General features: G+C 43.9%; 24 protein-coding genes and 1 tRNA gene. 14 read left to right on the top strand and 11 right to left on the bottom strand.

Annotated elements, in window-relative coordinates; translation table 11 throughout:
* The first annotated feature begins 78 nt into the window (after nt 1–78).
* Entirely contained in the window at nt 79–537 is a 459-nt protein-coding gene (locus R7Z77_RS16295) for a hypothetical protein (RefSeq protein ID WP_318136746.1), read from the top strand.
* Between the two features lie 528 nt (nt 538–1,065).
* Here the strand turns inward: R7Z77_RS16295 and R7Z77_RS16290 are convergent.
* The 4 genes from R7Z77_RS16290 to R7Z77_RS16275 all read right to left on the bottom strand — a co-directional run bounded on the left by R7Z77_RS16290 (nt 1,066) and on the right by R7Z77_RS16275 (nt 3,928).
* Complete coding sequence (locus R7Z77_RS16290) at nt 1,066–1,497, bottom strand: DUF2787 domain-containing protein (RefSeq protein ID WP_061894857.1); 432 nt, start codon at nt 1,495–1,497, stop codon at nt 1,066–1,068.
* A gap of 100 nt (nt 1,498–1,597) precedes the next feature.
* Nucleotides 1,598–2,098: a hypothetical protein gene (locus R7Z77_RS16285; RefSeq protein ID WP_053300897.1), complete on the bottom strand. Its 501-nt coding sequence runs from the start codon at nt 2,096–2,098 to the stop codon at nt 1,598–1,600.
* A 44-nt stretch (nt 2,099–2,142) separates the two neighbouring features.
* Nucleotides 2,143–2,526, bottom strand: a complete 384-nt coding sequence (locus R7Z77_RS16280; protein ID WP_053809382.1) for a hypothetical protein — start codon at nt 2,524–2,526, stop codon at nt 2,143–2,145.
* A gap of 160 nt (nt 2,527–2,686) precedes the next feature.
* Nucleotides 2,687–3,928: an integrase family protein gene (locus tag R7Z77_RS16275; protein ID WP_318136745.1), complete on the bottom strand. Its 1,242-nt coding sequence runs from the start codon at nt 3,926–3,928 to the stop codon at nt 2,687–2,689.
* A 422-nt stretch (nt 3,929–4,350) separates the two neighbouring features.
* Here R7Z77_RS16275 and R7Z77_RS16270 point away from each other — a divergent pair, with 422 nt between their 5' ends.
* Nucleotides 4,351–5,910, top strand: coding sequence for a helix-turn-helix domain-containing protein (locus R7Z77_RS16270; RefSeq protein WP_318136744.1), 1,560 nt, complete (start codon nt 4,351–4,353; stop codon nt 5,908–5,910).
* Nucleotides 5,911–6,423: 513 nt separating this feature from the next.
* Here R7Z77_RS16270 and R7Z77_RS16265 read toward each other — a convergent pair.
* The 3 genes from R7Z77_RS16265 to R7Z77_RS16255 form a co-directional block, all read right to left on the bottom strand.
* Complete coding sequence (locus tag R7Z77_RS16265; protein ID WP_318136743.1) at nt 6,424–6,984, bottom strand: hypothetical protein; 561 nt, start codon at nt 6,982–6,984, stop codon at nt 6,424–6,426.
* Between the two features lie 520 nt (nt 6,985–7,504).
* A tRNA-Leu gene (locus R7Z77_RS16260) sits at nt 7,505–7,589 on the bottom strand.
* A gap of 190 nt (nt 7,590–7,779) precedes the next feature.
* A complete protein-coding gene (locus tag R7Z77_RS16255) occupies nt 7,780–8,445 on the bottom strand; it encodes an SDR family NAD(P)-dependent oxidoreductase (RefSeq protein ID WP_033906213.1) in 666 nt (221 codons plus the stop codon).
* Between the two features lie 227 nt (nt 8,446–8,672).
* On the opposite strand from R7Z77_RS16255, the gene R7Z77_RS16250 reads away from it, so the two are divergent.
* Entirely contained in the window at nt 8,673–9,941 is a 1,269-nt protein-coding gene (locus tag R7Z77_RS16250) for a DUF2254 domain-containing protein (protein ID WP_017636178.1), read from the top strand.
* Nucleotides 9,942–10,125: 184 nt separating this feature from the next.
* Nucleotides 10,126–10,605 (top strand): RDD family protein, encoded by a 480-nt coding sequence (locus tag R7Z77_RS16245; RefSeq protein WP_033906212.1) that lies wholly within the window; start codon nt 10,126–10,128, stop codon nt 10,603–10,605.
* Nucleotides 10,606–10,692: 87 nt separating this feature from the next.
* On the opposite strand, the gene lptG is transcribed toward R7Z77_RS16245, so the two are convergent.
* Together lptG and lptF are read right to left on the bottom strand one after the other, a co-directional pair.
* Nucleotides 10,693–11,763: an LPS export ABC transporter permease LptG gene (gene lptG, locus R7Z77_RS16240; RefSeq protein WP_033906211.1), complete on the bottom strand. Its 1,071-nt coding sequence runs from the start codon at nt 11,761–11,763 to the stop codon at nt 10,693–10,695.
* A gap of 3 nt (nt 11,764–11,766) precedes the next feature.
* Complete coding sequence (lptF, locus tag R7Z77_RS16235) at nt 11,767–12,867, bottom strand: LPS export ABC transporter permease LptF (RefSeq protein WP_005381072.1); 1,101 nt, start codon at nt 12,865–12,867, stop codon at nt 11,767–11,769.
* Between the two features lie 200 nt (nt 12,868–13,067).
* Here lptF and pepA point away from each other — a divergent pair, with 200 nt between their 5' ends.
* The 5 genes from pepA (at nt 13,068) to R7Z77_RS16210 (ending at nt 19,723) form a co-directional block, all read left to right on the top strand.
* Nucleotides 13,068–14,576 (top strand): leucyl aminopeptidase, encoded by a 1,509-nt coding sequence (pepA, locus tag R7Z77_RS16230; RefSeq protein ID WP_005381073.1) that lies wholly within the window; start codon nt 13,068–13,070, stop codon nt 14,574–14,576.
* Between the two features lie 115 nt (nt 14,577–14,691).
* Entirely contained in the window at nt 14,692–15,141 is a 450-nt protein-coding gene (locus tag R7Z77_RS16225; RefSeq protein ID WP_031777270.1) for a DNA polymerase III subunit chi, read from the top strand.
* Nucleotides 15,142–15,237: 96 nt separating this feature from the next.
* Nucleotides 15,238–18,096, top strand: coding sequence for a valine--tRNA ligase (locus tag R7Z77_RS16220; RefSeq protein WP_064377290.1), 2,859 nt, complete (start codon nt 15,238–15,240; stop codon nt 18,094–18,096).
* A 201-nt stretch (nt 18,097–18,297) separates the two neighbouring features.
* A complete protein-coding gene (locus tag R7Z77_RS16215) occupies nt 18,298–18,702 on the top strand; it encodes a DUF2061 domain-containing protein (protein ID WP_005381078.1) in 405 nt (134 codons plus the stop codon).
* Nucleotides 18,703–18,817: 115 nt separating this feature from the next.
* Nucleotides 18,818–19,723: a bifunctional helix-turn-helix transcriptional regulator/GNAT family N-acetyltransferase gene (locus R7Z77_RS16210; protein WP_080996865.1), complete on the top strand. Its 906-nt coding sequence runs from the start codon at nt 18,818–18,820 to the stop codon at nt 19,721–19,723.
* Nucleotides 19,724–19,742: 19 nt separating this feature from the next.
* Here the strand turns inward: R7Z77_RS16210 and R7Z77_RS16205 are convergent, their stop codons facing one another.
* Both R7Z77_RS16205 and rraB read right to left on the bottom strand, forming a co-directional pair.
* Complete coding sequence (locus tag R7Z77_RS16205; protein ID WP_033906208.1) at nt 19,743–20,543, bottom strand: glycosyl hydrolase 2 galactose-binding domain-containing protein; 801 nt, start codon at nt 20,541–20,543, stop codon at nt 19,743–19,745.
* Nucleotides 20,544–20,697: 154 nt separating this feature from the next.
* Nucleotides 20,698–21,111 carry a ribonuclease E inhibitor RraB gene (gene rraB, locus R7Z77_RS16200; RefSeq protein WP_005381081.1) on the bottom strand — a complete coding sequence of 138 codons (414 nt, stop codon included), beginning with the start codon at nt 21,109–21,111 and terminating at the stop codon, nt 20,698–20,700.
* A 583-nt stretch (nt 21,112–21,694) separates the two neighbouring features.
* On the opposite strand from rraB, the gene arcA reads away from it, so the two are divergent.
* The 5 genes from arcA to R7Z77_RS16175 all read left to right on the top strand — a co-directional run bounded on the left by arcA (nt 21,695) and on the right by R7Z77_RS16175 (nt 26,283).
* On the top strand, nt 21,695–22,915 hold the full coding sequence (arcA, locus tag R7Z77_RS16195; RefSeq protein WP_005381082.1) for an arginine deiminase: 1,221 nt from the start codon (nt 21,695–21,697) through the stop codon (nt 22,913–22,915).
* A gap of 156 nt (nt 22,916–23,071) precedes the next feature.
* A complete protein-coding gene (locus R7Z77_RS16190; RefSeq protein ID WP_033906207.1) occupies nt 23,072–24,076 on the top strand; it encodes an ornithine carbamoyltransferase in 1,005 nt (334 codons plus the stop codon).
* A gap of 281 nt (nt 24,077–24,357) precedes the next feature.
* On the top strand, nt 24,358–25,287 hold the full coding sequence (gene pyrB, locus R7Z77_RS16185; RefSeq protein WP_005381085.1) for an aspartate carbamoyltransferase: 930 nt from the start codon (nt 24,358–24,360) through the stop codon (nt 25,285–25,287).
* 15 nt (nt 25,288–25,302) lie between these two features.
* Complete coding sequence (pyrI, locus tag R7Z77_RS16180; protein ID WP_005381086.1) at nt 25,303–25,764, top strand: aspartate carbamoyltransferase regulatory subunit; 462 nt, start codon at nt 25,303–25,305, stop codon at nt 25,762–25,764.
* A 129-nt stretch (nt 25,765–25,893) separates the two neighbouring features.
* Nucleotides 25,894–26,283, top strand: coding sequence for a RidA family protein (locus tag R7Z77_RS16175; protein ID WP_005381087.1), 390 nt, complete (start codon nt 25,894–25,896; stop codon nt 26,281–26,283).
* Nucleotides 26,284–26,374: the final 91 nt, after the last annotated feature.

Below are 26,374 nucleotides of genomic sequence, written 5' to 3'. Positions count from 1 at the left end.
TATCAGTTAGACTAGTGTTTTATAAGTGAAGCATGTTTAATCCGCGTATCGAAACCAAAACAAAATAGGTACAAAAACATGTCTATTTCATTCAATAAAACAGAGCATCTACTTAACGACTGTCAAAGTGAGAAAATTGCCAAGTGTGCGGCAGCAGCTTGGGGACATGAAGCAACAATGGGAACTCAAATGTTTTTCGCAGAGTCGGATCACTACTCGATTCAGATGGCAGAAGAGCATTTGGAAAACCCAGAAAGCCAAGAAGTTATCTTCATTGACTTTCTAGCTTACAGCGACCATGAAAAGTCACGCACATCTGCGGTTGTTTACGAGAAAGAAGACCTCGTAATGCTTTGTCATTGGTTTTCATTTGAGGATGATGAGGAAGAATATTTTGAGCCTGGATACCCTATGACCACTTCCGGATTCTTCAGCTACCTGAACTCTCTACCAAATATAAAGAGACATGTTCACCCATCTGCACTAGATGACAAGTATCAGCTAGGGTTGTCTCTACTGGACGAACTAAGCCAGTAAGTTATATCTAATTCTGTTTGTACTGGGGTAAATTGGATAAGTTGTCATTTCGTATGGCAACGTTGAAAATGACCAAGTTTTCGAGCCAAACTACGAACATAAGATTAAGGTGCGCTCTTGGCGCTGATATTAAGGGAAGCCTTTATCCCTAGTTGCAGAGATAGCATCAGACAAATCATTCTCTCGGTATTTTCTATAGGCTTCCCGTCCCTTACTGCTCCCATTGCTTCGACATAGCAATGGGAGCTTTTAATAACAAAACACCAGTGTAAACCAACCAAAGTCGTTAAAATTAAGACTCCCTTCCTTGGTTTTTCCACCGTCCATTGCAATCCAGCAACTTCATCCCCTCTGAATCCCTAAGGCAACGGATTGGGTAAACGTTGCTAAAACTTGCCCCAATGAAAAAGGCTTCCCATCACGCCATGATTAACATGGAGCAATAGGAAGCCTTAGTGTCACTAGGAAGTGAGTCAACTATTTTATGGTACATACATGGTGCTTTCTACTTGGTTTGTTGCCGATGGACTAATCCACAGTGACTTTTATCTCATCGAACACGCCCATTTCGACGTAGCTGAGAAAGTTGGATTCCCACATCGAGTAGAACTCCATTACCTCACTACTTGTTATCGGCAACTCCGGAACATAGGAAAAACTCGCTGTTCCAGATGAGAAGTTAAAGTCCACCTCTTTAACCAGTTCGGGATAAGGACCACCGCAATACGCAAAGTCAGTGATGTAATCAAAGATCCACTGGTCGTAGAGGCGAACAAGCCTGATTTCAACTGGGTGCCAACCGCCGTTTTCCGAACTGTAGGATGAATCTCGGAAGTTAAACACAACCGATTGGATCATGGGTGTCCATTTGCCTGATTCGCTGATCACTCGGTTTAAAGCATCTTGAAGATCGACACTAACAGGCAGCAGTAATCGCTCAACGTCAAAAGTTAAGTTCATAATAAAATCTCTTTTAGTTTGTCAGGAAAGCACTCTTGTTAAGTGCTCGGTATGAAAGCCTGAATTGGCTTAGTGGGTAAGGATTGATTTGGTTTTGGGGTTATTCAGCTTTGGCTTCAGCGTCCACGAGAGACAGCAACTCATCACGACGTTGCTCGTAGTCTGGCGCTAGAACGTGAAGAAACACTGATTTCTCCGACTGGATGATAAGACCAAGCCCCCTGCAACAAGCAGCCATAAAACCAGCGTTATTCGCTGACTGCCCGGAAAAGACACACTTCATCACAGAACTCTTGAACGGCTTATCACCCTGCACATCTAGTACAGCGGTGATATCTTTAAGTGGGATCCAACTTCGACAATAAAGACCACCTCCTTGATTACCCGATATACGGATATAAAGTTCCTTCTCCCCTTGATGAATAGCAATTTCATAGAACAAATGATTTTCCGTTTTCGGCGATAGCTTTTTCGCTTTGCCTTCGAGCACGATATGAGTGAAATGGTCAACTGGTAACTCTTCCACGACTGTTACTTGTTCATTACCCTCTACGATTTCAGGTTGAACAGTTTCTTGTTTATTGCTTGGTTTACGTGCCATAGGACACCTCCTTTAAGATGGAATAATTCAGGTTTAATTTGGTTTTAAGATTCAGCTTGATCAGCTAACTTGGCGACAGGGAACGTTGGACTGTTCATAGGAGCGCAACAGTACACACCACCACCTTCCATGGTCACTATGGCGACCGCTATAAGCCAAGGACAGTCAGGAGAGTTAAGAATTAGCACCCACTCGCTAAAGTTACTAAGGAACCTTAGAAAATGCTGGTCTTCCTCAGACTCTTCACTCAAGGTTTCGTCGGTATCGGACTCCTCAATCAAGTACAAGGTCGTACCGACCTCATCCCAGAATGCTTTTGTGTTTTCTTCATCACCGAATGGCTCAATCAAGTGTTCGAGCAGTTTTGCTTTCACACCATCAGGCATTGGCAGTGATTGAATGTCTTCAAACTTGTTTACTGTTTTCATCGTGAATTTCCTTATAACTAACGAAAACCAACTTTCCACTCTCTATCGAGACGTGTCAGATGATTTTCCTTCTAATAATGAAAAAGCCCCTGTTTAGCTCATCGCTAAACAGGGGCTTTTCTAATGTCATTTCTAAATTAATTGGTTAAACCTAACTTCTTCATTCCCAACGTACCTCTGGATTCGCAGTCACTATATCGGATAAACGAGAGCCAATCTCCCTCCGACGCCCTACAGTCAATTTTGAGTAGCGCCTTGTTGATGACAGGTCAGCGTGATTCAGCTGTTTGGCTATGTCGTGTAACGAGACTCCTTGGCTAGCTAACAAACTCCCAACTGTATGACGAGCTGAATGCAGGGTTAGATTCGCTTTATCTCCGGGTATGTCGGGCAATCCCATCTTGGCTTTGATAGCCTTGAAAGCATGTCTAGGTTGCCCTACTGGTTTACCCTTTTTGCGTCCAGGAAAGAGATACGGATTATTCGACACATGTGGCACCGACCTCAAAATATCAAGCATGTAATCACTCAAGTAAATAACGTGGCTACTACCGTTTTTCGTATGCGGGATAGTGAGAGATTTCTCCTCCCAATTCACATCGGATTTCAAGCGCAAACGCAGTTCCTTATCCCTTGCACCAGTCAAAAACAACAAAGCTAGGTATGCGCCAATACTTTTGTCTTCATGGTTCAGGGCATGACCGATGAACTCCTTTAGCTGTGATTCGGATAAGTACGCAGTTTTAACATTGTCCACTTTTGGTAAGCTAACTTTATCCGCCACCAACGGACAATCCATGAGACGGTATGCGTGTCGATTTAAAGACTTTAACAGTGCCAACACTCTGCAAATAGTGGCTGTCGCATAAGGCTTTCCAGTGGTCTTACTGATCGCTCCCTGCATTTCCATCTGAACTTTAACGATATGAGCAGCAGTGATCTGATTGATTGGAACATGATGTATCGACTTAGCATGGCGAAACCGAGCGACATCATCTTTCCATGTGCGGCGTTGTTTTTGAAGCGGAAGGTAAACAGTTTCGAAAAATCGCTCAAGAGTCATAGAAGAGTCAGCTTTTTCAGTATCACGTTCAATCTTCGGATCAATACCCTCAAGAATCTGCTGGCGATACTCTTTAGCTTTCTTGCGTAAGGTGATTAGGTCAGTGTCATTGAGTCGCCCTAGACCGATAGAGGCTTTGCGACCTGTCACTGGACTAGTGTATCGAAGAAGATAGCGAACTGAACCCTGTCGTTTTCCCACTAAGCAACGAACTCCTACAGGCAGACCAGAGTCTTTCATAGCAGATAGATTAACTTCGTAATCGGTGGATTTAGCGTTGGCAGGATTGGGCTTGAGATTGTTGAGGAAAGTGGTGGTGAGTCGTTGTGATTTGCTCATTCAAACCTCCATTAACTAGATATTCAATTAGTTAATATCTGTTTGAATAGTTGTTTGTTACGGCGACGCGATACGGTTAGAGATATCACAAAGTTACTCAAAACTTCCGTAAAAACAAACTAGAACCAAAACATACAAAGAAAACAGAGAGATTTATTTATGTAAAATTTACGCAGAATGGCATTTAAGCTCAATAACTCTCCTCTCATGCAAAAAAATCTCCCAAAAGTAACGAATGGCAAGGTGTCTTTCAGCCAAAAACACCTTAAAAACATCCAAAATTTCTTTATTAATTTCTTTAAAAAGAATAATTACCTTTTAATTTCAATTAATTACAAAATCACACTTCCGTAAATTTTCCTTTTATTTCATTCTTATATGCATTTATAGTCATTTCAAACTTAACCCAAAAAGAGGTGTCTATGTCAGAATCAATAACCCACAATCAAAAGCTTGATAAGGACTGCGCTAAAAGCATTGTCGAACAACTAGTATCTTTAAATATCCCTAGGTCAGAAATAGCCCGCAGATGTGGGGTCAATCAGTCCAGAATTAATGGATGGGAAAATGGAGAAAAAGCGGGTAGTGAAAATCTTCAAAAACTAAGAGCATTGTTAAACCTCCGCTTACCAAACCTTAAAGCGGAAACATTCCAGGTTTCCAAATGCGTGCGTTTAGCTTTAGCTAAAGAAGATCTAGACCTATTTCTAGTGAAGCAAATGAAAGCCTTTATAGGAGAGCTTCCTTCACTTCCCTTCGAGTTGCGTGAGAAATTCGACAGTGCAGAGTCATTAGAATCATTAAATGAGGTTATCGCGACTCAGTATCACTTGTATGTTTGCAAGGAGGTTGATTCCGACCTCTATTTCACTAAAAGACAAGAACATGTAGTTAACCAAATGGCGCCATACGTAAAACCATTTGGCGTATTACCATCAAGTTACCAAAATACCATGCACTCAGTACTCGAACAGCTTAAAAAAGCGATTCAAGAGGCAGAAGAACAGATAGCAAAGAAACAACATCGAGAACAAGAAAATCAAAAATTCTTCAGAAGCACCGTTGAACATTCGATTTCAAACACTCTACAGAGAAGTTTTGCACTTCATACCAACGCTGAAATAAACCTTGAAAATGTACAGAAAGAGCTTCTTACTCATATACATAAAGCACTAGAGGACTTTCACTTTCAATATTCAGGTTCATATTTCTCCCATCCGCTGTCTGAGCTTGTTCGTACTATGGAGAGAGTTGCCCAGTTTCTCGATGACAGTCAATTTGGACCTAAGTACGGCACAATGCGACTAGATGGTCAGAATATGTATTACTCTGACTCGATTAAAAAACCAGAAGGTTTTATCGAATTTGAAGATATCGAGTTCGCAATTGATTCTGCTAAAAAGCTTCAGGGTAATTTTGAAAAGTTCATCGAAGAACAGCAAGAACGCTACTCCGCTCTTTTCAAACTCAAAGAGAAAGAACTGGAACTCTGTTCCAAGCTGGATAGCGGCAAAGTATTCCGCCAAAAGGACTGTGAGGCTCTAGCATTTGGTAAAGAACTTGGTGTACAAGACGCTCGTCTGAGCAACCTAGCGGTATTTGCAGACAGCATTTTGAAATGTGACAAACTACCAATAGCTTTAAATGGGGAAAAACATGAATTAGAGCTATTAAACGGACTCCAAGAAATGCTCAATGATCTAACGCCAGAGCCAATCATCCATCCCGTTCAAATCGGTGGTCAATTAGTCTTCTCTAAAGAAAGAGAAACCAAAGGAAAGACTTTGATATATTCGTTAAATAATAATGATCTGGTTCTTCTACAAGAAGCTAGCATCTGCAACCAACAAATCTTAACAATACAACCCAAACTAGCAGCAGAAGAATTACTCACTCATATTGATGTCGATATAAGAGATTCAGTTAAACAATCCCTGCTAGAACATGGCTACATGTTCAGCGACGTCGAGGTTCTAGGGTAGAGGCGAAAGCTATAAGCACGCAACTTCACGCGTGCTTATCACTCTGGGAACAGATTCATGGAGTTGGATATCCGTGTAAAAATCCATACTGAACAAGCACTTTTCACATCAATGATGTTTTGAAATTCACAGCCAGACTCAAGAACATACCATTAATAATAACCAGTACAACAGCGGCCTACGGCAAGCTGTTGTACTGGTTATTATATATTTAATATCAAGATCCTATCCAAACCCTAGCTCTCAGTTCATTTCGCAACATTCGCACAATCACCAAATCACAGACCCCCGAAGCAAAGCGAGTCCCTATCTCTCGCATAGAAACTCAACCGCAATCATATAGTTCAGAGCACACCGAGAGCCGAACACTAATCTCGTACAATTACCGCCAGAAGGTACTCTAGTAGTCAATGAACGAGCTTAGAACAGCGATATTCACACCCTGATGATTAGTAGTAGCGATGGAGAATACTGCCATTTATTACACTTTAATGAGGTCGGTAAGTCAGCCTACTAACACCTAACCCATTTTTTCTTGGACTGAGGACTGCGCTTGATTTGATTATTCTTTGATAGCTCATGAATAGCTCTAGAAAAGTCAGACTTTGACAGCCCTAGTTGCTTTTGAAAGCTAGGATCTAAAGCACGAGGAGAGTTCAAAGCATGAAGAAGCTTGTCTTCAGGAGATTTTTGGGGTGTCTGTTGTGGCTTAACAATTGGAACAACGGTGTTCTCTCTAGTTCTGATGCTTTGACAAGGTGCGCCTAATTGCTTGCACTGAAACTCAAATGCTGAAATCAAACTTTCATCGTTACTGTATAGCTCAAAGTGAACAGAGCCCAGTTGCTTTTTATCTAAAGCAAGTAGCACCCTAGACAGATATGCAATGATATAGAAATCGGCTTGGTTCTGACCTGTCGGATAGTCAGATAAGAACAGATACAACGACTTTTCACAAACAAGCTTGACTGAATCTGACTTAGAAAAAACAAAGACTTTATCAACGACCGAAGCATTAATTTTTTCTAGCTCCTTCAGTCCTACATTTTCAGCATCGACGAAAATCATCTTCATAGTTGGTCAAGCTCCATTTGTTCACCACTATAAAGAAGATTACACAGTTGCATATCGATAGCAAATTGAGGTTAATTCATTTGTGTGATTGATTGTAGGTGTATTACCCCAACGCGCTTACAACACACACTGCAAAACCGCCTATCTCAAACCGACTTTTCGACTATCCATCAAAACGATCAGTTACCCCATAGAAACTAAACCAAAACCGCATAGCACCGTAAAGTCACCATGGTCGTACCATGGTTCTTCTCGCTCGAAGCTCTTGAAGATAATGGCTTGCGCGACGGCTGCTTTTAGCATTTGTTGGATTTACTGGGATTCCGTTGCGCACAGAATCGTCATGCGATGAACCATATATGGACCATGGGAGAAATTTTAAGGCAGATAAAGGGAGCTCAATGGTGCGAGAAAAGCGTCGATAACAAGAAAGGAAAACTGAGGTAAGCAACTGAAAAGTAGAACATTTTCAAGCACCTAAAACGACGAAAGGCCGCTATAAAAGCGACCTTTCTATGTATGGTACCGGTGGGCGGACTTGAACCGCCACGCCCGAAGGCAACGGATTTTGAATCCGTCGTGTATACCAATTTCACCACACCGGCATCTTTGGGCTATTGCCCTTTGATGGTTGGCATTATACGTAAGCTTTTGACCTGCGCAAGCAGAAATACCTTAAATAACTATCGTTTGCTGATAATTTCGCCACAAAGTGTGACAAAGCTGTACTCATAAGAAACGTACGCTCCATTTTCTACTACTCTTCCAGATGAAAGTGAGTATACGAAACTCTTTTTAAATTCTATTCACTGTAATATCAGAAACATAACCATTCCCAATGCTCGACAACGCATTATGGAGCATCTCTGCGGCATCTTCTGCTTGCATGAAGTGACTCGTGTCCATCGTATTGCCGCTTGTTTTCCAGAATTCCGTATCCATTCCACCAGGATAAACCGCGATAATTTTCATAGGTTTTCCTTTTAGCTCCAAACGAACCGACTCAATTAATCCTTTGACGGCCCATTTCACTGCACAATACGTAGACTCTTGCGCTTTAGGTTGTTGCGCGGCTGTGGACATGATCATGACCACTTTTATTGGATGATCTTTGTAACGCTTTACTAACTCTCTTAACACATGAATCGCAGAATTCAGGTTGTTATCAATCAACTTTTGAATCTCTTCCGGCTCCTGCTCTTCCAGTAAGCCAAAATAACCACTTCCTGCACTATGAATGACCATTTCAGGAGGCTGTTTCATCCCATCAAAGAGCTGTTTCACACCTTGATGTAATGAGAGGTTGCAAGCTTGATAGCCGACGTTATGAGAGAGTTGTTTTGCTAGTGCGGATAGTTTTTCTGTATTTCTTCCTATTACATACGTCTCTTTGCCTTCCGCATCATAACGCTTTGCTAGTTCCGCCCCTAAGCCGCTACTTGCACCTGTAATTACAATCATGCGCTACCTCTTTTCAATCACATACTTTTAATTCATCTATCAATTAAGGTAACAGAATCGTGGTAATTCACACCTCAAGAGCACCATTCTTTGAAGCAAGCAGCTTTCTTACTTTCGTGATGCATGAAATATCAAGCAGAACGACGGGCATTTAACCTATGCTTAAGCAAGAATAACTTTCTGAATTTTCTATCGACTTTCTAGTGAGAACTGAATAGGAGCAAAGAATGACTGGGTCAAAATGGCAGTGGTTACTGAAACAGATGACACGAAAACTGTGGGTCCGGACGTCACTCTACGCATTACTAGCTGTTGCTACCGCCTTAATGTCGATTGTTTTAAACCAGTTCATTACTCTGCCCCCTGCCATCAACGTCAGCAAGGATTTGTTGAACAACATATTAAATATCCTCGCAACCTCCATGCTTGCAGTGACTACATTCTCTCTCAATATTATGGTCTCAGCATACAGTGCCGCTAGTGCGGGGGTAACGCCACGAGCGACAAAACTGTTGATGGAAGACAGCACAACACAAAATGCCTTAGCAACCTTTCTTGGCTCTTTTCTATTTAGTTTGGTAGGAATTATCGCGCTAGGTATTGGGGCCTATCATCAACAAGCACAAATTTATCTGTTCATCGTAACTATCGCCGTAATCGTGATGATCATACTCACTCTGCTACGTTGGATTCAGCACCTTTCCGTACTAGGAAGGGTCAGTGAAACCACTTCATACGTGGAGCAAGCCTTGTTAGATGCGATAAGAAAACGGGGCAAAGAGCGTTGGCTAGGTGCTCACCCGTGGAGCCACCCAGAACATAAACCCAGAGGAAGTAAACCTATTTTGAGCCAAGAAATTGGCTACTTACAGCATGTTGATATGCATCATCTCGATAGTATTGCTGAAGCAAACCAATGCACCATCTACCTTGAGCGACAACCGGGAAGTTTTGTGTACGTAGGTCAACCATTGGCTTGGGTTTGTGGAGAATTGCCAGACGAAAGCGAAGTAACGGCAGCCTTCACGATTCGAACGGAGCGTTCATATGATCAGGACCCTCGCTTTGGTTTAGTCGTTATGGCGGAAATCGCCTCACGAGCACTATCTCCGGCTGTAAATGATAATGGCACCGCAATTGACGTTCTTGGGCGTTCTGTACGAGCACTTTCATTATGGGGAGACCTACTCAGTGAGCCTCCTACCAAAACTCGATATCCTAGACTATTTGTGCCCGCATTGAGCTGCCAGGATTTGTTTGATGATGTCTTTTTGCCGATAGCACACGATGGTGCAGCGCAACTCCAAATACAGATTCGCCTACAAAAGGCCTTGCTAGCTCTCTCTAGTATGCACCCTAAGTTATTTTTGTCACCAGCAATCAAGCTGTCAGAAAAAGCTTTAGAGCTTTCGTTAAGCCAACATTATACCGAAGATGAGAAACACCAACTCTCTCAGCTATCTAATCTGGTCACAGACCAAAGAGCCAATGGTTAAGAGAGTCGAATTCAGTTGAAACATATTGCTGCACGGCCTCGTGTATCATGACATGTGCTGATAACGTAGGGCAGAAAAGTCACTTAGTTTATACACAATTAAAGACTCTGTGCGTTAGGTCTCTTTTCTCTTGGTGAGGGAATCTATATTCTGACGCACAATTTTTAAGGTAAGTGATGGAATAATGGCAACGTCTACAACTCTTCCACCTGCTGGTCTCTTTCGTCGACTTGCAGCGTTGATTTACGACACATTGATTATTATCGCAATTGAAATGATGGCCGCTGGTATTGTTATGGCCGTTGTGTTTGCACTAAATGCAGCAGGATTGTTGAGCTATGGCGAGTACGCAGATGCCGCAGATATGCTCGGAAAGCACCCTGTATTGAGCCCTCTATTTACACTTTACCTTGCGGGTGTGTGGATATATTTCTTTGTGTTCTTCTGGACGCGAGCAGGACAAACTCTTGGGATGCGCGCTTGGAAGCTTCGAGTTCGCAATGCCAAAGACGGTGCACCAATTACGGTAACTCAAGCTCTGATTCGTATTTCGACATCTGGCTTTGGCTTGGCAAATCTGACTGTACCGATTGATCCGAAGAAACGTGGTTTCCACGACATTTGGGCCAAAACAGAGGTAGTTGTATTACCCAAGGCAAACTAACTTGTCTAGGAACACAAAAAAGGAAGGCGTAATGCCTTCCTTTTACATTTGGTTCGGTAAAACTTGGTTTATTCGATGATGCTTCAGTCATAGCTTTCTTCGTAGCAATGCAATCGCAATAGCTAAGAACACCAAACTCGGGGCCAAAGCACCAAACACTGGGGATATGCCATACACCAAGCTTAATGGGCCAAAGAACTCACTGGATATGTAAAAAGTAAACCCGGCAACCACGCCCGACAATACCCTTGCCCCCATGGTCACGCTTCTGAGTGGACCGAAAACAAAAGATAGCGCCATTAACATCATCACAGCAATTGAAAGCGGCTGAGTCAACTTACGCCAAAACGCCAACTCATAGCGGGATGCATCTTGTTCCGATGCTTTTAGGTAAGTCACATAATCATACAAACCGCTCAGCGACAGTTCTTCTGGCTTCACGGTCACCACAGCTAACTTATCTGGTGCCAAAGAGGTGTGCCACTCCATCTGTTCGATGTCTTGCTTTGAAATTACGTTTTCATTTTCCATGTCCGTAATTTGTACGTAGCGCATCAGCCAGTTGTTATCTTGTTGGTAGTCGACTTCTTCGGCGAAAATAACTTTTTGTAGATTCTTATCATCATCAAAACGCCACATATTTAAAGCATGAAGCTTGTCGTCTTCGACTTTACCTATAAAGATAAAGTCGTTTGCGTCACGAGCCCACACACCTGAGCGCACAGACACAATGCTACCACCTGATATCGCAAACGCACGTAAGTCACGGGCCATCTTCTGGGCCTCAGGAGCGCCCCATTGACCTAACGCCATAACGACAATCATGAGCGGGACGGCCGTTTTTAGTACCGATAACCCGATATCCAGCTTAGAGAAACCAGCAGCTTGCATCACCACCAGCTCAGAGCTTGAAGCCAACATACCTAAGCCGATCAGGGCACCGAGTAATGCCGCCATTGGAAAGAACATTTCGATATCACGCGGCACACTGAGTAACACAAAGTACAACGCATGAGTGAGGTCGTACACACCTCGCCCTACTTTACGTAGCTGTTCTACATATTTGATGATGCCCGATAAGCCAACAAACGTCGCTAAAACCAAGGCAGTGGTAGAGATGATGGTTCTACCGATGTAAAGGTCTAAGATTTTGAACACAGCTTACGCGAGCCTCTTCTTGCGGAATTTGTCTTTTATTCGTCTAGCAGCAACGCTGTCCATCATATTCGCCATGATAGCAACAATCAGCAACATCGCATTGATTGGCCACATACCAATAGCAGCCGGGATGTCACCATCTTCTAATGCAGATTTGGTTGCACTGATCGCCAAGAAATACGCTAGATAGATCAGAATCGCAGGCCCCATTTTGGCAAACCGTCCCTGACGCGGATTCACCGCAGACAAAGGAATAACGAGCATTGTTAAGAGTGGAATACACACAAATAACGAAATTCGCCATTGTAGCTCCGCTTGCGCCTCTGGATCTGGGTGACCTATCAAGTCAACCGTTGGGTATGCTTCCCAGTCTCGCCCTTTCTTTTTGACCTCACGTTGGCCGATAACACCTTCGTATTCATCGAATTTCGTGATCATATATTCAACGCGAGTAGGCACACCTTCATAACGCGTACCTTCTTTCATAGTGATGATCTGACGACCGTCCGAAAGCTCTTTTACTTCACCAGAAGATGAGAACATCACACTCGGTAACACTGAATCTCGAGGGCGCATCTGCGCAACAAAAACGTTGCTCAAGGTATTGTCTTTAATGTCATCGATGAACACAACCGATGAACCGTCTGGTGTACCTTGGAACTGACCTTTTTTAAGTAGGTCAACGCTGTTTTCTGACGCTACCTGCTCATAAAGCTGCTCAACGCGGTCTTGAGACCACGGCGATAGCCACAACGCATTGAAAGCCGCCACCGCTGAAGTAATCAACGCTAGGTATAAGGCCGCTTGAACCAAGAATTTATTACCAATACCTGTCGCGTTCATTACGACAATTTCGCTCTCTGCATACAGACGACCAAATGTGATCAATATGCCGATATACAGACTTAAAGGCAGCATTAACAGACCCATTGCTGGCATGTTCAAACCAACAATCGAGAAAATCAATCCAGCAGGAATATCCCCATCAGAAGCATCAGCAAGAACACTTATGAATTTCTGGCTTACAAACACCAAAAAAAGTACGAAAAAAATCGCAAATTGGCTCTTGAGTGTTTCGCGGATCAAATATCTAACAATAATCACGCTGAAATTACCTATACAAAACTTGTTTTTTTGGTCGAATCACTATAGTTTCCCGTTGAACCATTTATTTTTTTAAAAATTATAAACTAGATGTTAGTCGCTTAATCAGCTCTGCATGTAAGCCTGGAGCTAAAATTCAACAAGTAAGCGATCATTATCTAACATTTAGAGCAATTTGTCTTCAGGATGTAGGAGTACGCATGGAGTTCAGTGTAAAAAGTGGCAGTCCAGAGAAACAACGTAGCGCATGTATCGTTGTTGGTGTGTTTGAACCACGTCGCCTTTCTCCAGTAGCCGAACAACTTGATAAAATCAGTGACGGTTACATCAGTTCACTACTTCGCCGTGGTGATCTAGAGGGTAAACCTGGTCAGATGCTGCTACTGCATCAAGTACCAGGTGTTTTGTCAGAGCGCGTTTTACTTGTCGGTTGCGGCAAAGAGCGTGAACTTGGCGAGCGCCAGTACAAGGAAATCATTCAAAAGACGATCAGCACACTTAACGAGACAGGCTCAATGGAAGCGGTATGTTTCCTAACTGAACTGCATGTTAAGGGTCGTGATACATACTGGAAAGTGCGCCAGGCTGTAGAAGCGACTAAAGATGGTCTATACACATTTAATCAATTCAAGAGCGTGAAACCTGAGACTCGCCGCCCACTGCGCAAGCTTGTTTTCAACGTACCAACGCGTCGTGAATTGAACTTGGGTGAAAAAGCAATCACTCATGGTCTTGCTATCGCATCAGGTGTCAAAGCCTCAAAAGACCTTGGCAACATGCCGCCAAACGTAGCTAATCCAGCTTACCTTGCTTCTCAAGCTCGTCGTCTAGCGGACGACTACGAAACCGTAACCACCAAAATTATTGGTGAGCAAGAGATGGAAAAACTGGGTATGACCTCTTACCTAGCAGTAGGCCGTGGTTCTAAAAACGAATCTATGATGTCTATCATCGAGTACAAAGGTAACCCTGACTCAGATGCAAAACCGATTGTGCTCGTAGGTAAAGGTCTAACCTTCGACTCAGGCGGTATCTCTCTAAAGCCGGGCGAAGGTATGGATGAGATGAAGTACGACATGTGTGGTGCGGCATCGGTATTCGGTACAATGAAAGCGCTGGCGAAGCTAAACCTACCAATCAACGTTATTGGTGTTCTAGCGGGTTGTGAAAACATGCCTGGCAGCAACGCTTACCGTCCAGGTGACATCCTAACGACCATGTCTGGTCAAACTGTAGAAGTTCTGAACACGGATGCTGAAGGCCGTCTTGTTCTTTGTGACGCACTGACTTACGTAGAGCGTTTCGAACCAGACTGCGTGGTTGACGTTGCAACGCTAACTGGTGCTTGTGTTATCGCACTAGGCCACCATATCAGCGGCGTAATCTCTAACCACAACCCTCTTTCTCATGAGCTAGTAAACGCTTCTGAGCAAGCGAGTGACCGTGCATGGCGTCTACCAATGGCAGACGAGTACCACGAACAGTTGAAAAGCCCGTTTGCGGATATGGCAAACATTGGTGGTCGCCCTGGTGGCACAATTACTGCGGGTTGCTTCTTATCTAAGTTCGCGAAGAAGTACAACTGGGCACACGTCGATATCGCAGGTACCGCGTGGAAATCAGGCGCAGCGAAAGGCTCAACGGGCCGTCCTGTCTCAATGCTTGTCCAATTCCTTTTGAACCGCAGCGGCCAAGAGACAGAAGAGTAATTTCTGAACAACATCTAAAAGGGCCGCAAGGCCCTTTTTTATTATCCTAATTTTCTAAAATGAAAGTGGGACTTAAGATGGTCTTAGGAAGAGACCCAAGGCAAGTGAGAGAATGATGCAAACTGCAACCTTCTACATCATTAACGAAGAGAGCCCGCAAGCAACGGTGGCTGGCTTTGAAGAATACATCGTGTTTTTGGCTCAGCACTTTGCTCGCCAAGGCGCTAAAGTGTATTTAAACTGCCAAGACAAACCACACGCCGAGCAGCTCGCTGAAGCCTTTTGGCAAGTTGATGCAGACAAGTTCATGGCACATAACCTCGTAGGCGAGGGACCGAAATACGCCACCAACATTGAAATCGGCCATGAAGGTGTAAAACCTAATTGGAACCGTCAGCTGGTAATTAATTTGGCGGAAAATGAGACAACCTTTGCGAACAAGTTTGCTCAAGTGGTAGACTTCGTGCCCTGCGAAGAAAAAGCTAAACAACTCGCAAGAGAAAGATATAAAATTTACCGTCAAGCAGGTTACCAGCTGCAAACGATCGAAATTCAATATCCTTAACGGTCAATCCTTATAGTTAAGGCGATCTTGTTAAGATCCCTCACTTATAAAGATTGACTAAGATTCAACCATCAACGTATCCATTAAAAGAGCGCTATGGAAAAGACATACAACCCAACTTCAATCGAACAAGCTCTGTATCAGACTTGGGAAGAGAAAGGCTACTTTAAGCCACACGGTGACACTACTAAAGAATCATACAGCATCATGATCCCGCCACCGAACGTCACTGGTAGCCTACACATGGGCCACGCGTTCCAAGATACGATCATGGATACGCTTATCCGTTGTGAACGTATGAAGGGTAAAAACACCCTTTGGCAAGTAGGTACTGACCACGCTGGTATCGCAACTCAGATGGTTGTTGAGCGTAAGATCGCTGCAGAAGAAGGCAAAACAAAACACGATTACGGTCGTGAAGCTTTCATCGACAAAATCTGGGAATGGAAAGGCGAATCTGGCGGCACTATCACTAAGCAGCTTCGTCGTCTTGGCGCATCTGTAGACTGGGATCGTGAACGCTTCACGATGGACGATGGTCTATCTAACGCCGTTCAAGAAGTGTTCGTACGTCTATACGAAGACGATCTAATCTACCGCGGTAAGCGTCTAGTTAACTGGGATCCAAAGCTACACACCGCGATTTCAGATCTAGAAGTAGAGAACAAAGACACTAAAGGCAACATGTGGCACTTCCGCTACCCACTAGCAGATGGCGCAAAAACAGCGGATGGCAAAGACTACATCGTTGTTGCAACGACTCGTCCAGAGACCGTGCTAGGCGATACAGGTGTTGCAGTTAACCCAGAAGATCCACGTTACAAAGATCTTATCGGTAAAGAAATCATCCTTCCTATCGTTGATCGTCGCATCCCAATCGTGGGCGATGAGCACGCAGATATGGAAAAAGGTACTGGCTGTGTGAAAATCACACCTGCGCACGACTTCAACGACTACGAAGTAGGTAAGCGCCACCAGCTACCAATGATCAACATTCTGACTTTCGACGCGAACATCCGCGACTCAGCAGAAGTATTCAACACTAACGGCGAAGCAAGCGAAGCTTACAGCACTGAACTACCAGCTAAATACCACGGTATGGAGCGTTTTGCCGCTCGTAAAGCTATCGTTGCTGAATTCGACGAGCTAGGTCTACTTGAAGAAGTGAAAGATCACGATCTACAAGTTCCTTACGGCGACCGTGGTGGCGTGGTTATCGAACCAATGCTAACTGACCAATGGTACGTGCGTACTGCGCCTCTAGCGAAAACTGCAGTTGAAGCAGTAGAAAACGGCGACATCCAATTCGTTCCTAAGCAATACGAAAACATGTACTTCTCTTGGATGCGTGACGTTCAAGACTGGTGTATCTCTCGTCAGCTATGGTGGGGTCACCGCATCCCAGCTTGGTACGACAACCAAGGTAATGTTTACGTAGGTCGCACTGAAGAAGAAGTTCGTAAGAACAACAACCTAGAGTCAGTCATTGAACTGCACCAAGACGAAGACGTACTGGATACATGGTTCTCTTCTGCACTATGGACGTTCGGTACTCAAGGTTGGCCAGAGCAAACTGACGATCTGAAAGTATTCCACCCTTCAGACGTACTAGTAACTGGTTTCGACATTATCTTCTTCTGGGTTGCGCGCATGATCATGATGACCATGCACTTCGTGAAAGACGAAAACGGCAAACCACAAGTACCATTTAAGACAGTTTACGTTACTGGTCTAATCCGTGACGAAAACGGCGACAAGATGTCTAAGTCGAAAGGTAACGTCCTTGATCCAATCGACATGATCGATGGTATCGACCTAGAGTCTCTCGTAGAGAAGCGTTGTGGCAACATGATGCAGCCTCAACTAGCGAAGAAGATCGAGAAGAACACTCGTAAGACGTTTGAAAACGGTATCGAAGCATACGGTACAGACGCACTGCGTTTCACTCTTGCAGCAATGGCATCGACAGGTCGTGATATCAACTGGGATATGAAGCGTCTTGAGGGTTACCGTAACTTCTGTAACAAGCTATGGAACGCAAGCCGTTACGTAATGATGAACACAGAAGAGCAAGATTGTGGCTTCAACGGTGGTGAGATTGAATACTCACTAGCAGACAAGTGGATCGAGTCTCAGTTTGAACTAGCAGCGAAAGCGTTCAACAACCATATCGACAACTTCCGTCTAGATATGGCTGCGAACACGCTTTACGAATTCATCTGGAACCAATTCTGTGACTGGTACCTAGAGCTTACTAAGCCAGTTCTATGGAAAGGTACTGAAGCACAACAGCGTGGTACTCGTCGTACATTAATCACGGTTCTTGAGAAGACTCTACGTCTAGCTCACCCAGTGATTCCTTACATCACTGAAACTATCTGGCAAAGCATCAAGCCATTAGTTGAAGGTGTAGAAGGCGAGACAATCATGCTACAAACACTTCCTCAATTCGACGAAGCAAACTTCAACCAAGAAGCGCTAGATGATATCGAATGGGTGAAGGCGTTCATTACCAGCATCCGTAACCTACGTGCTGAATACGACATCAACCCTGGTAAGCCGCTTGACGTTATGCTGAAAGCAGCAAATGCAGAAGATGCCTCTCGTCTAGAAGCAAGCAAGCAAGTACTGATGTCACTAGCGAAGCTAGAAGCAGTACGCGTGCTTGAAACTGGCGAACAAACTCCTGCATGTGCGACAGCACTGGTTGGTAAGTCTGAGTTGATGATCCCAATGGCAGGTCTGATCGACAAAGATGCTGAGCTTGCTCGTCTAGATGGCGAAATCAAGAAGACTCACGGCGAAATCAAGCGTATCGAAGGCAAACTAGGTAACGAAGGCTTCGTAGCGAAAGCACCTGAAGCAGTTGTTGCTAAAGAGCGTGAGAAGCTTGAAGGCTACAAAGAGACACTAGCTAAGCTAGAAGAGCAGAAGACAACGATCGCTGCGCTTTAAGCCTCAGTGAAAGAGAAGAATTAACACTTCTCACTTTTGGTTCAAAGGTTGGTCATCATGGCCAACCTTTTTTGTATACATTTCACCAAAACCATCATCAATAGCTTCCCCCTATCACAACAATACTCATTACCCATTAGCATTAATGAGAATTATTATCGATAATGAACTCATCGAAACAAACACGATTGAGTAATTATCATGAAAAAGACACTAACTTTCGCAGCACTGCATTTTACTATCGCATTTAGTGTCGCTTACGTACTCACAGGCGACATTCTAATTGGTAGTTTAATTGCCATGATTGAGCCTTCAGTGAACACCGTAGCCTTCTACTTTCATGAAAAGGCATGGGCAAAAGTCCCAGCACTTAAAGCTCGTCAGTGGATGACCAAATTAAAAACCGCAAGCTTTGCGACCGTGCACTTCAGCGTCGCTTTTACCGTGGTTTACTTACTAACAGGTGATGCATTTGTCGGCGGCGTAATGGCGATGCTAGAGCCGAGTTTGAACACGGTGGCTTACTACTTCCACGAGAAAGTATGGATGCGTAAATCATCAGAAAAAGCTCCAGCACCGCAGTTTTGTTTACATCACCACGCTTAAACATGGAGGCTCACTACGTCTCCTAACGAGAAAAATGACATTTACCATTGACAAGGTTGCGCACCGCAATTAATTTAATTGCGGTGCGCAACTTTATTTTTAGAGGTAAGTGATAATGAACGCTCGTCAACTTCGACACTACTCCCGTCAAGCCGTCCGATTGCTTGGTATGCTTGATAAACAATGCGGCGATGTCGCTCTCACTCCAGTGCAAGCGCACGCATTGGGTGAAATCCAATTGCAGCCATTGACCATCAATCAGCTGGCACAGCAGCTTAATGTCGACAAGTCCAACGCGAGCCGAACCGTTACTGGTTTGATTAAATTAGGTTTGGTCGAGAGCATCGAAAACCCAAAAGACAAACGTAGTCAACTCGTAGCGATTACAGAGCAAGGCCAACAGGCGTTATCACAACTGGACCAACAGCAAAACCACTTCTTTGAACAACTGCTTACCCAACTCGATGACAGCGAGCAAGAGCAACTCAAACTTGGTCTAGAGACTTACCTAAAAGGGCTAACAAAAGTGTGTCAGTCTGAGGAATACGTTCTTCGGCCTCTTACTAAAGCAGACAACCCGCAAGTCGCAGATGTGATTCGTAAAGTCTCTGCAGAATACGGCTTAACCGCAGACAAAGGTTATGGTGTGGCCGATCCAACGCTTGATGATATGTATTCGGTTTACAATCAATGCGGGGCCGCCTATTGGGTCATTGAACATCGCGGAGAGATCGTTGGTGGCGGTGGCTTTGCCCCTTTAGCTGGCGAGCCAAATGTGTGTGAACTACAAAAGATGTACTTCTTACCTCAAACACGAGGACACGGTTTAGCCAAACGCATCGTCGCATTGAGCTTACAATTGGCGGAACAATTTGGGTATCAGCAGTGCTATTTAGAGACAACTGAATGTCTGAGAGAAGCGGTAAGCTTGTATGAAAAGCTAGGCTTTGAGCATCTCGATGCCCCGCTTGGACAAACAGGGCATGATGCATGTGAAGTCGTAATGCTTAAGATGCTGTAATAGATAATATTATTAGAAGTTAAAGCACAACATGGGTAACACAAAGCTCCTGGCTCAAGGCAACAGTGAAGTTTTGGTGCTGCCCATCCAACTCAACAGACAATTGGTAGAGATCACTTGGATCAGGATCAGTAAGATCGGCATACTTTGGCGCTTCGATCTGGAATAAAGCGCTCGCATGCTCCGCTCGGACATCAATAGGAATATGGTAAGTCATACCATTAAACTTAACCGATGCAGAGACCAGACCCGGCGCAAAAGTTTGATAGTACAAGTCTACTTTAAACTCGCAACCACCACCGTGGTGCCAAATCTGCTCGGTTGCCACGCGGTCTAAACGTACATTGCGAATGAACTGCAGATACGGTTCTTGCCATACCCCTAAGCGCTCATCACTTTTTTTATATTCATGATCGGACAGAGAGCACAGCTCAGGTTTATCTTCATCAAACAGAAGATCCTCTTCTTCCTCTAAGAACAAGATTTCAAAGCGGTTACGCCCCATTTGCATGAACGGACGAATGTCTTTCTTGTAGACATTTTGAGAACCGTCACAGTCGAACAATGCTACTCCGTTCAAACGCACTTCTGCATGGTAATCCACACCACCCAACACCATTTCTACCGCTGGGAATGCCATCATGGATTCGTCCACTTCAATGTCATGCATCAGGTGCCACTCTTGCTGACGAATTGCTTCTTCTGTCAGTTCAGCTGGCAATACCTGACTCAAAGGAGCAGGGAAAGTAATGTCATCCTGTGGGATAGAAAGGTCCGTCAGTGGAGAGACTTGCCATAAACCGGCGAGTGAGAGTTGCATATACACCTTGAGCTAGATCAATTTTCACGCATTATAGGGAGAAATCCCCTATAAACTCAATGTGAATTATTTATCGCCTCCACATTCGTCAGTTTTTCAAGGAATAAAAAAACCAGCGTTAAACGCTGGTTTTTCCAAAAGTAGTGAGCTTTGATTACTCGTCGTCTTCATCTTCTTCAGGGTAAAGCGCATCTTCGCCTTCGTAGTACGTACCCCAACCGTCATAGATGATGTCGTATTTTTCTGCCAAGTGAATCAATTTTTCAACTTGCGCATCAATCGCTTCTGCGTCTAGTGCGGACTCCATAGTCGCATCACAGCAAAGCAACTTGTTACCATCTTCATCTTCAGTTTCTTCTGCTTCAAGAACTTCAAAGCCCATCTTGAATGCTTCAACTACCGCTTTTTCTAGCGTGTCAAAATCTTCTGCAAACAGGTGGTGCTCAATTTCGTATAGCGAATCTGGATCGCTGCCATCTTCTAGCAATGCTGCAATGATATCGCGAGTCTCTTCCTTTTGAATCTCAATTAATTCTTCTACTGATAGATATTCATCTTCGTGAGACATGTTTTGGCTCCAGATTAGTTACTTGATGGAAACACAATACCCGATACTGAGTATGCTGATCCGGTGAAATATGGCATGGATTGCGATGAAAAGCCACAAACAAACATCATACCACTGCGATTCTTATCGGTTATTTGAATCTAAATATTAAACCGACCACACAAAGAAACAAAAAATTAACAAAGAATGGCATTTTTTAATATTCAGAACATCCTAATTGACACTTAATGTGGTTATTTTCTCTTTCTATGCGTGTTTATGATGCTTTCTTGAATACACTCACGTGTAAAACGAAGAAGCATAACGAATAAATTCACTTTAATAATGCATAATTTAGAATAAAAATGCACATTTTATGCACTGTGCGTGTATTCTTTCTCAACGGGAAAATTAGAATAAAAACGCACGCACTCTAATTTTAGTAAAATAGCATTTATATCTAATAATAAATTTCATAAGAATCAAAATAAAAATAAAAAACTCACAAAACCAGAAACACCAGAATATAAACAAAGCTTGATAACTTGCATCTTTCTAGGAAGCTTGTCATAACTAATGGCTGGAAAATTTGTAAGGATACAAAATGAGCAAGCTGTACGTTGGATCAGAAGTTGGTCAACTTCGACGAGTTCTATTAAATCGCCCTGAACGCGCCCTAACCCACTTAACTCCGTCAAACTGTCATGAGTTGCTATTTGATGACGTTCTTGCTGTAGAAGCGGCAGGTGAAGAGCACGATGCATTCGCACGTACGCTGCGCGAGCAAGACGTTGAAGTGCTTCTCCTCCACGATTTACTGGTCGAAACCCTCGCTGTTCCAGAAGCAAAACAATGGCTGCTGAACACTCAGATTTCTGACTTTCGCTACGGGCCAACATTTGCGCGAGACCTACGCCAATACTTTTCAGAAATGGATGATGAACATCTTGCCTGCATCTTTTTAGGTGGCTTAGCATACTCAGAGCTACCGATCTCCTCATCTTCTATGCTGCCAAAAATGAAGCGTCCTCTCGACTTTGTTATTGAGCCACTGCCTAATCACCTCTTTACTCGTGATACCTCATGTTGGGTTTATGGCGGCGTTTCTCTTAACCCGATGATGATGCCTGCACGCCAACGTGAAACAAACCACCTACGTGCGATTTATCGTTGGCACCCAATTTTTGCTGGCCAAGATTTTATCAAATACTTCGGTGACGATGATCTGCATTATGATAATGCTAATGTCGAAGGCGGTGATGTGTTGGTTATTGGTAAAGGTGCAGTTCTGATCGGTATGTCTGAGCGTACGACCGCGCAAGGCGTAGAGAACCTTGCAGCGAGCCTATTTAAAGCAGGCCAAGCTACCGAAGTTATTGCAATTGATCTGCCTAAACACCGTTCATGTATGCATTTAGACACTGTGATGACCCATATGGATGTAGATACTTTCTCTGTCTACCCAGAGATCATGCGCAAAGATCTCGACACATGGCGCTTAACACCAAAAGGCAACGGTGAAATGCATGTTGAAGCCTCACATAACTATCTGCACGCGATTGAGTCCGCTCTTGGCTTAGATCAGCTGAAAATCATCACCACGGGTGGTGACAGCTATGAAGCGGAACGCGAACAATGGAATGATGCCAATAACGTTCTAACTGTAAAACCGGGCGTAGTAATTGGTTACGAACGCAATGTATACACCAACGAAAAATACGATAAAGCTGGCATCAAAGTACTGACAGTACCTGGTAACGAGCTTGGTCGTGGTCGCGGTGGCGCTCGCTGTATGAGCTGTCCAATAGAACGAGACGATATATAACTTACTCGTCCCTTTACATTAGGTGAATCAAAACTAAGGTTGATGTGAATACATCAACCTTTTTTAGCTTTAATTAAAAATAATTATTCACAATAAAAGCATTTATATGTTTTAATGAGTTCTATTAATCTAATCACATGTACTAAGGGACGAGCTATGGCTTTCAATTTACGTAACCGCAACTTTTTGAAGCTATTGGACTTCTCAACCAAAGAAATCCAGTTTTTGCTCGAACTGTCTGCAGAGCTAAAAAAAGCTAAATATGCAGGAACAGAGCAGAAGAAACTTCAAGGTAAAAACATCGCACTAATCTTTGAGAAATCTTCGACTCGTACCCGATGTGCGTTTGAAGTCGCTGCCTTTGACCAAGGTGCTCAAGTCTCTTACATCGGCCCTTCTGGCTCGCAAATCGGTCATAAGGAATCGATGAAAGACACTGCTCGTGTTCTTGGTCGTATGTACGACGGGATTGAATACCGAGGCTTTGGCCAATCCATTGTTGAAGAGCTTGGTACTTATGCTGGTGTTCCAGTGTGGAATGGTTTAACGGATGAGTTCCACCCAACCCAGATCCTTGCTGACTTCCTGACCATGCAAGAGCACGGCCGTGGTAAACAGCTACATGAAATAACCTTCGCTTACCTAGGTGATGCGCGCAACAACATGGGTAACTCACTTATGGTGGGCGCAGCGAAAATGGGCATGGATATTCGCCTTGTCGCGCCAAAAGCGTTCTGGCCTGAAGAAGAGCTCGTGGCAACTAGTCAAACTATCGCGCAACAAACCGGTGCAAAAATCACGTTAACAGAAAGCGTTGAGGAAGGTGTGAAAGGTTGTGACTTCCTATACACCGACGTTTGGGTGTCTATGGGTGAGTCTGCCGAGGCATGGGATGAACGTGTAGCGTTAATGACACCTTATCAAATCAATATGGACGTGATTAAGCAAACGGGTAATCCACATGTGAAATTCATGCACTGCCTTCCAGCTTTCCACAATGATGAAACCACCGTCGGCAAAGAAGTCGCTGAAAAATACGGTATGAAAGGCCTTGAAGTAACAGAAGAGGTATTTGAATCGGAATACTCCATCGTATTCGACGAAGCTGAAAACCGTATGCATACCATCAAAGCCGTGATGGTTGCGACGCTAGGAAGCTAAACCAGTGCGCAAAAACAGCCGATAAAAACCATGATGTAATCGCTTGCGCTCACGAAAGTTAAGCGTATAATGCTCGGCAATTTGTCTGAGGATTAAGAAATGACCACGCTGATTGCTGACGTAAAAACGCGATTTGCTCTCGCTAAGCGACTACGCTTACGTGGTGTTATTTTCGTTAATTCTATTGAATTTTAAAACCTCCCCATTGGGGAGGTTTTTTTATGTCCAAAATTCCTTTCGGTTATTTGGATGTAGTCATCAATGTTATAGGGAAGAAGATCATGGCGAACTCGCTTTACCAGAAGCACATCATCTCTATTCCAGAGCTTTCACGCGAAGAACTGGAACTTATCGTAGAAACAGCAGGTAGCCTTAAAAAAGCACCTCGACCAGAACTGATTAAAAACAAAGTCGTTGCAAGTTGTTTCTTTGAACCATCAACACGTACACGTTTATCGTTTGAAACAGCGATTCAGCGCATTGGTGGTGACGTGATTGGCTTTGATAATGATGGTAATACCTCTCTGGCGAAAAAAGGCGAAACACTCGCAGATTCAGTACAAGTCATCTCTTCTTACGTCGATGCCTTTGTGATGCGTCATCCACAAGAAGGCGCCGCTCGCTTGGCCTCTGAATTTTCAAATGGCGTGCCAGTGATCAACGCGGGCGACGGTGCAAACCAACACCCAACTCAAACGCTACTCGACCTATACACCATCGCGGAAACACAAGGGCGTCTAGACAACCTGAACGTCGCATTCGTAGGTGACCTAAAATATGGCCGCACAGTGCACTCACTGACTCAAGCCTTAGCAAAGTTTAACAACATCCGCTTCTTCTTTGTTGCACCAGATGCGCTGGCAATGCCAGATTACATCTGCGAAGAACTAGACGAAGCTGGCATTCAATATAGCCTACACACAGACATGGAAAGTGTGATTCCTGAACTGGATATTCTGTACATGACACGCGTACAGAAAGAACGCTTTGACGAATCGGAATACGCTCATATTAAGTCGGCTTACATCCTAACGGCGGCACTACTAGAAGGCGCGCGTGAGAACTTGAAAGTACTGCACCCACTACCACGTGTGGATGAAATCACAACTGATGTTGATAAAACGCCTCATGCTTACTTCTTCCAGCAAGCTCAAAATGGCGTGTATGCTCGCCAAGCACTGCTGGCGCTTGTTCTAAACGAAACACTGTAATCGAGGGGAAAAATCATGGCTAAAGAAACTCAATTGCAGGTAGAAGCAATCAAAAATGGTACGGTCATCGACCACATCCCTGCGCAAATCGGCATCAAAGTATTAAGACTGTTCGATATGCACAATTCATCACAACGCGTAACGATTGGACTGAACTTGCCATCATCAGCACTCGGTCATAAAGATCTACTCAAAATCGAAAATGTGTTTATCAATGAAGAGCAAGCGAGCAAGCTAGCGTTGTATGCTCCTCACGCGACCGTGAATCAAATCGAGAATTATGAAGTGGTGAAAAAGCTCGCGTTAGAGCTTCCTGAGCGCATCAATGATGTATTTGAATGCCCGAATTCAAACTGTATTTCTCATAATGAACCAGTAGAAAGCAGCTTTAGCGTGTTCGAGAAGAAACAAGAAATCCGCCTAAAGTGTAAATACTGCGAGAAAGTGTTCTCACGCGAGATCGTAACCGAGCGATAAACACGCCGCACGACTAGGCTGTGATACGTTTAAAATACCCTGCAATGTCAGGGTATTTTGCTCTTTACCTACCGAGGGTTTAGAGGCAAACTGAGAATCTTTATTCCCTACAACTGATGGAAAAATCAAATGACGAAAGTACTTCACACTGAGTCTGCACCAGCAGCAATCGGTCCTTACGTTCAAGGCGTAGATCTAGGTAACATGGTTCTTACTTCAGGCCAAATCCCAGTAAACCCAGCGACAGGTGAAGTGTCTGCTGATATCGCAGAACAAGCTCGTCAGTCTCTAGAAAACGTAAAGGCTGTAGTTGAATCTTCAGGTCTTAAAGTATCTGATATTGTAAAGCTAACGGTTTTTGTTAAAGACCTAAATGACTTTGGCACAGTGAACGAAGTTTACGGCAAGTTCTTTGATGAGCACGGCGTAGCAAACTACCCTGCACGCTCTTGTGTAGAAGTGGCTCGCCTACCAAAAGATGTTGGCATCGAGATTGAAGCAATCGCTGTTCGCAAATAATTGCACTTGCTGACTGACCCGTCCTGATATGGGTTGACACTTTTTAACTAAAACGCTCGATGTACTTCATCGGGCGTTTTGTATTTTAAAG

This window comes from Vibrio sp. 1401 (genome assembly GCF_033340295.1).
Note: the sequence above shows the minus strand (reverse complement) of the source record. Positions and strands in the feature narration are given on the sequence as shown.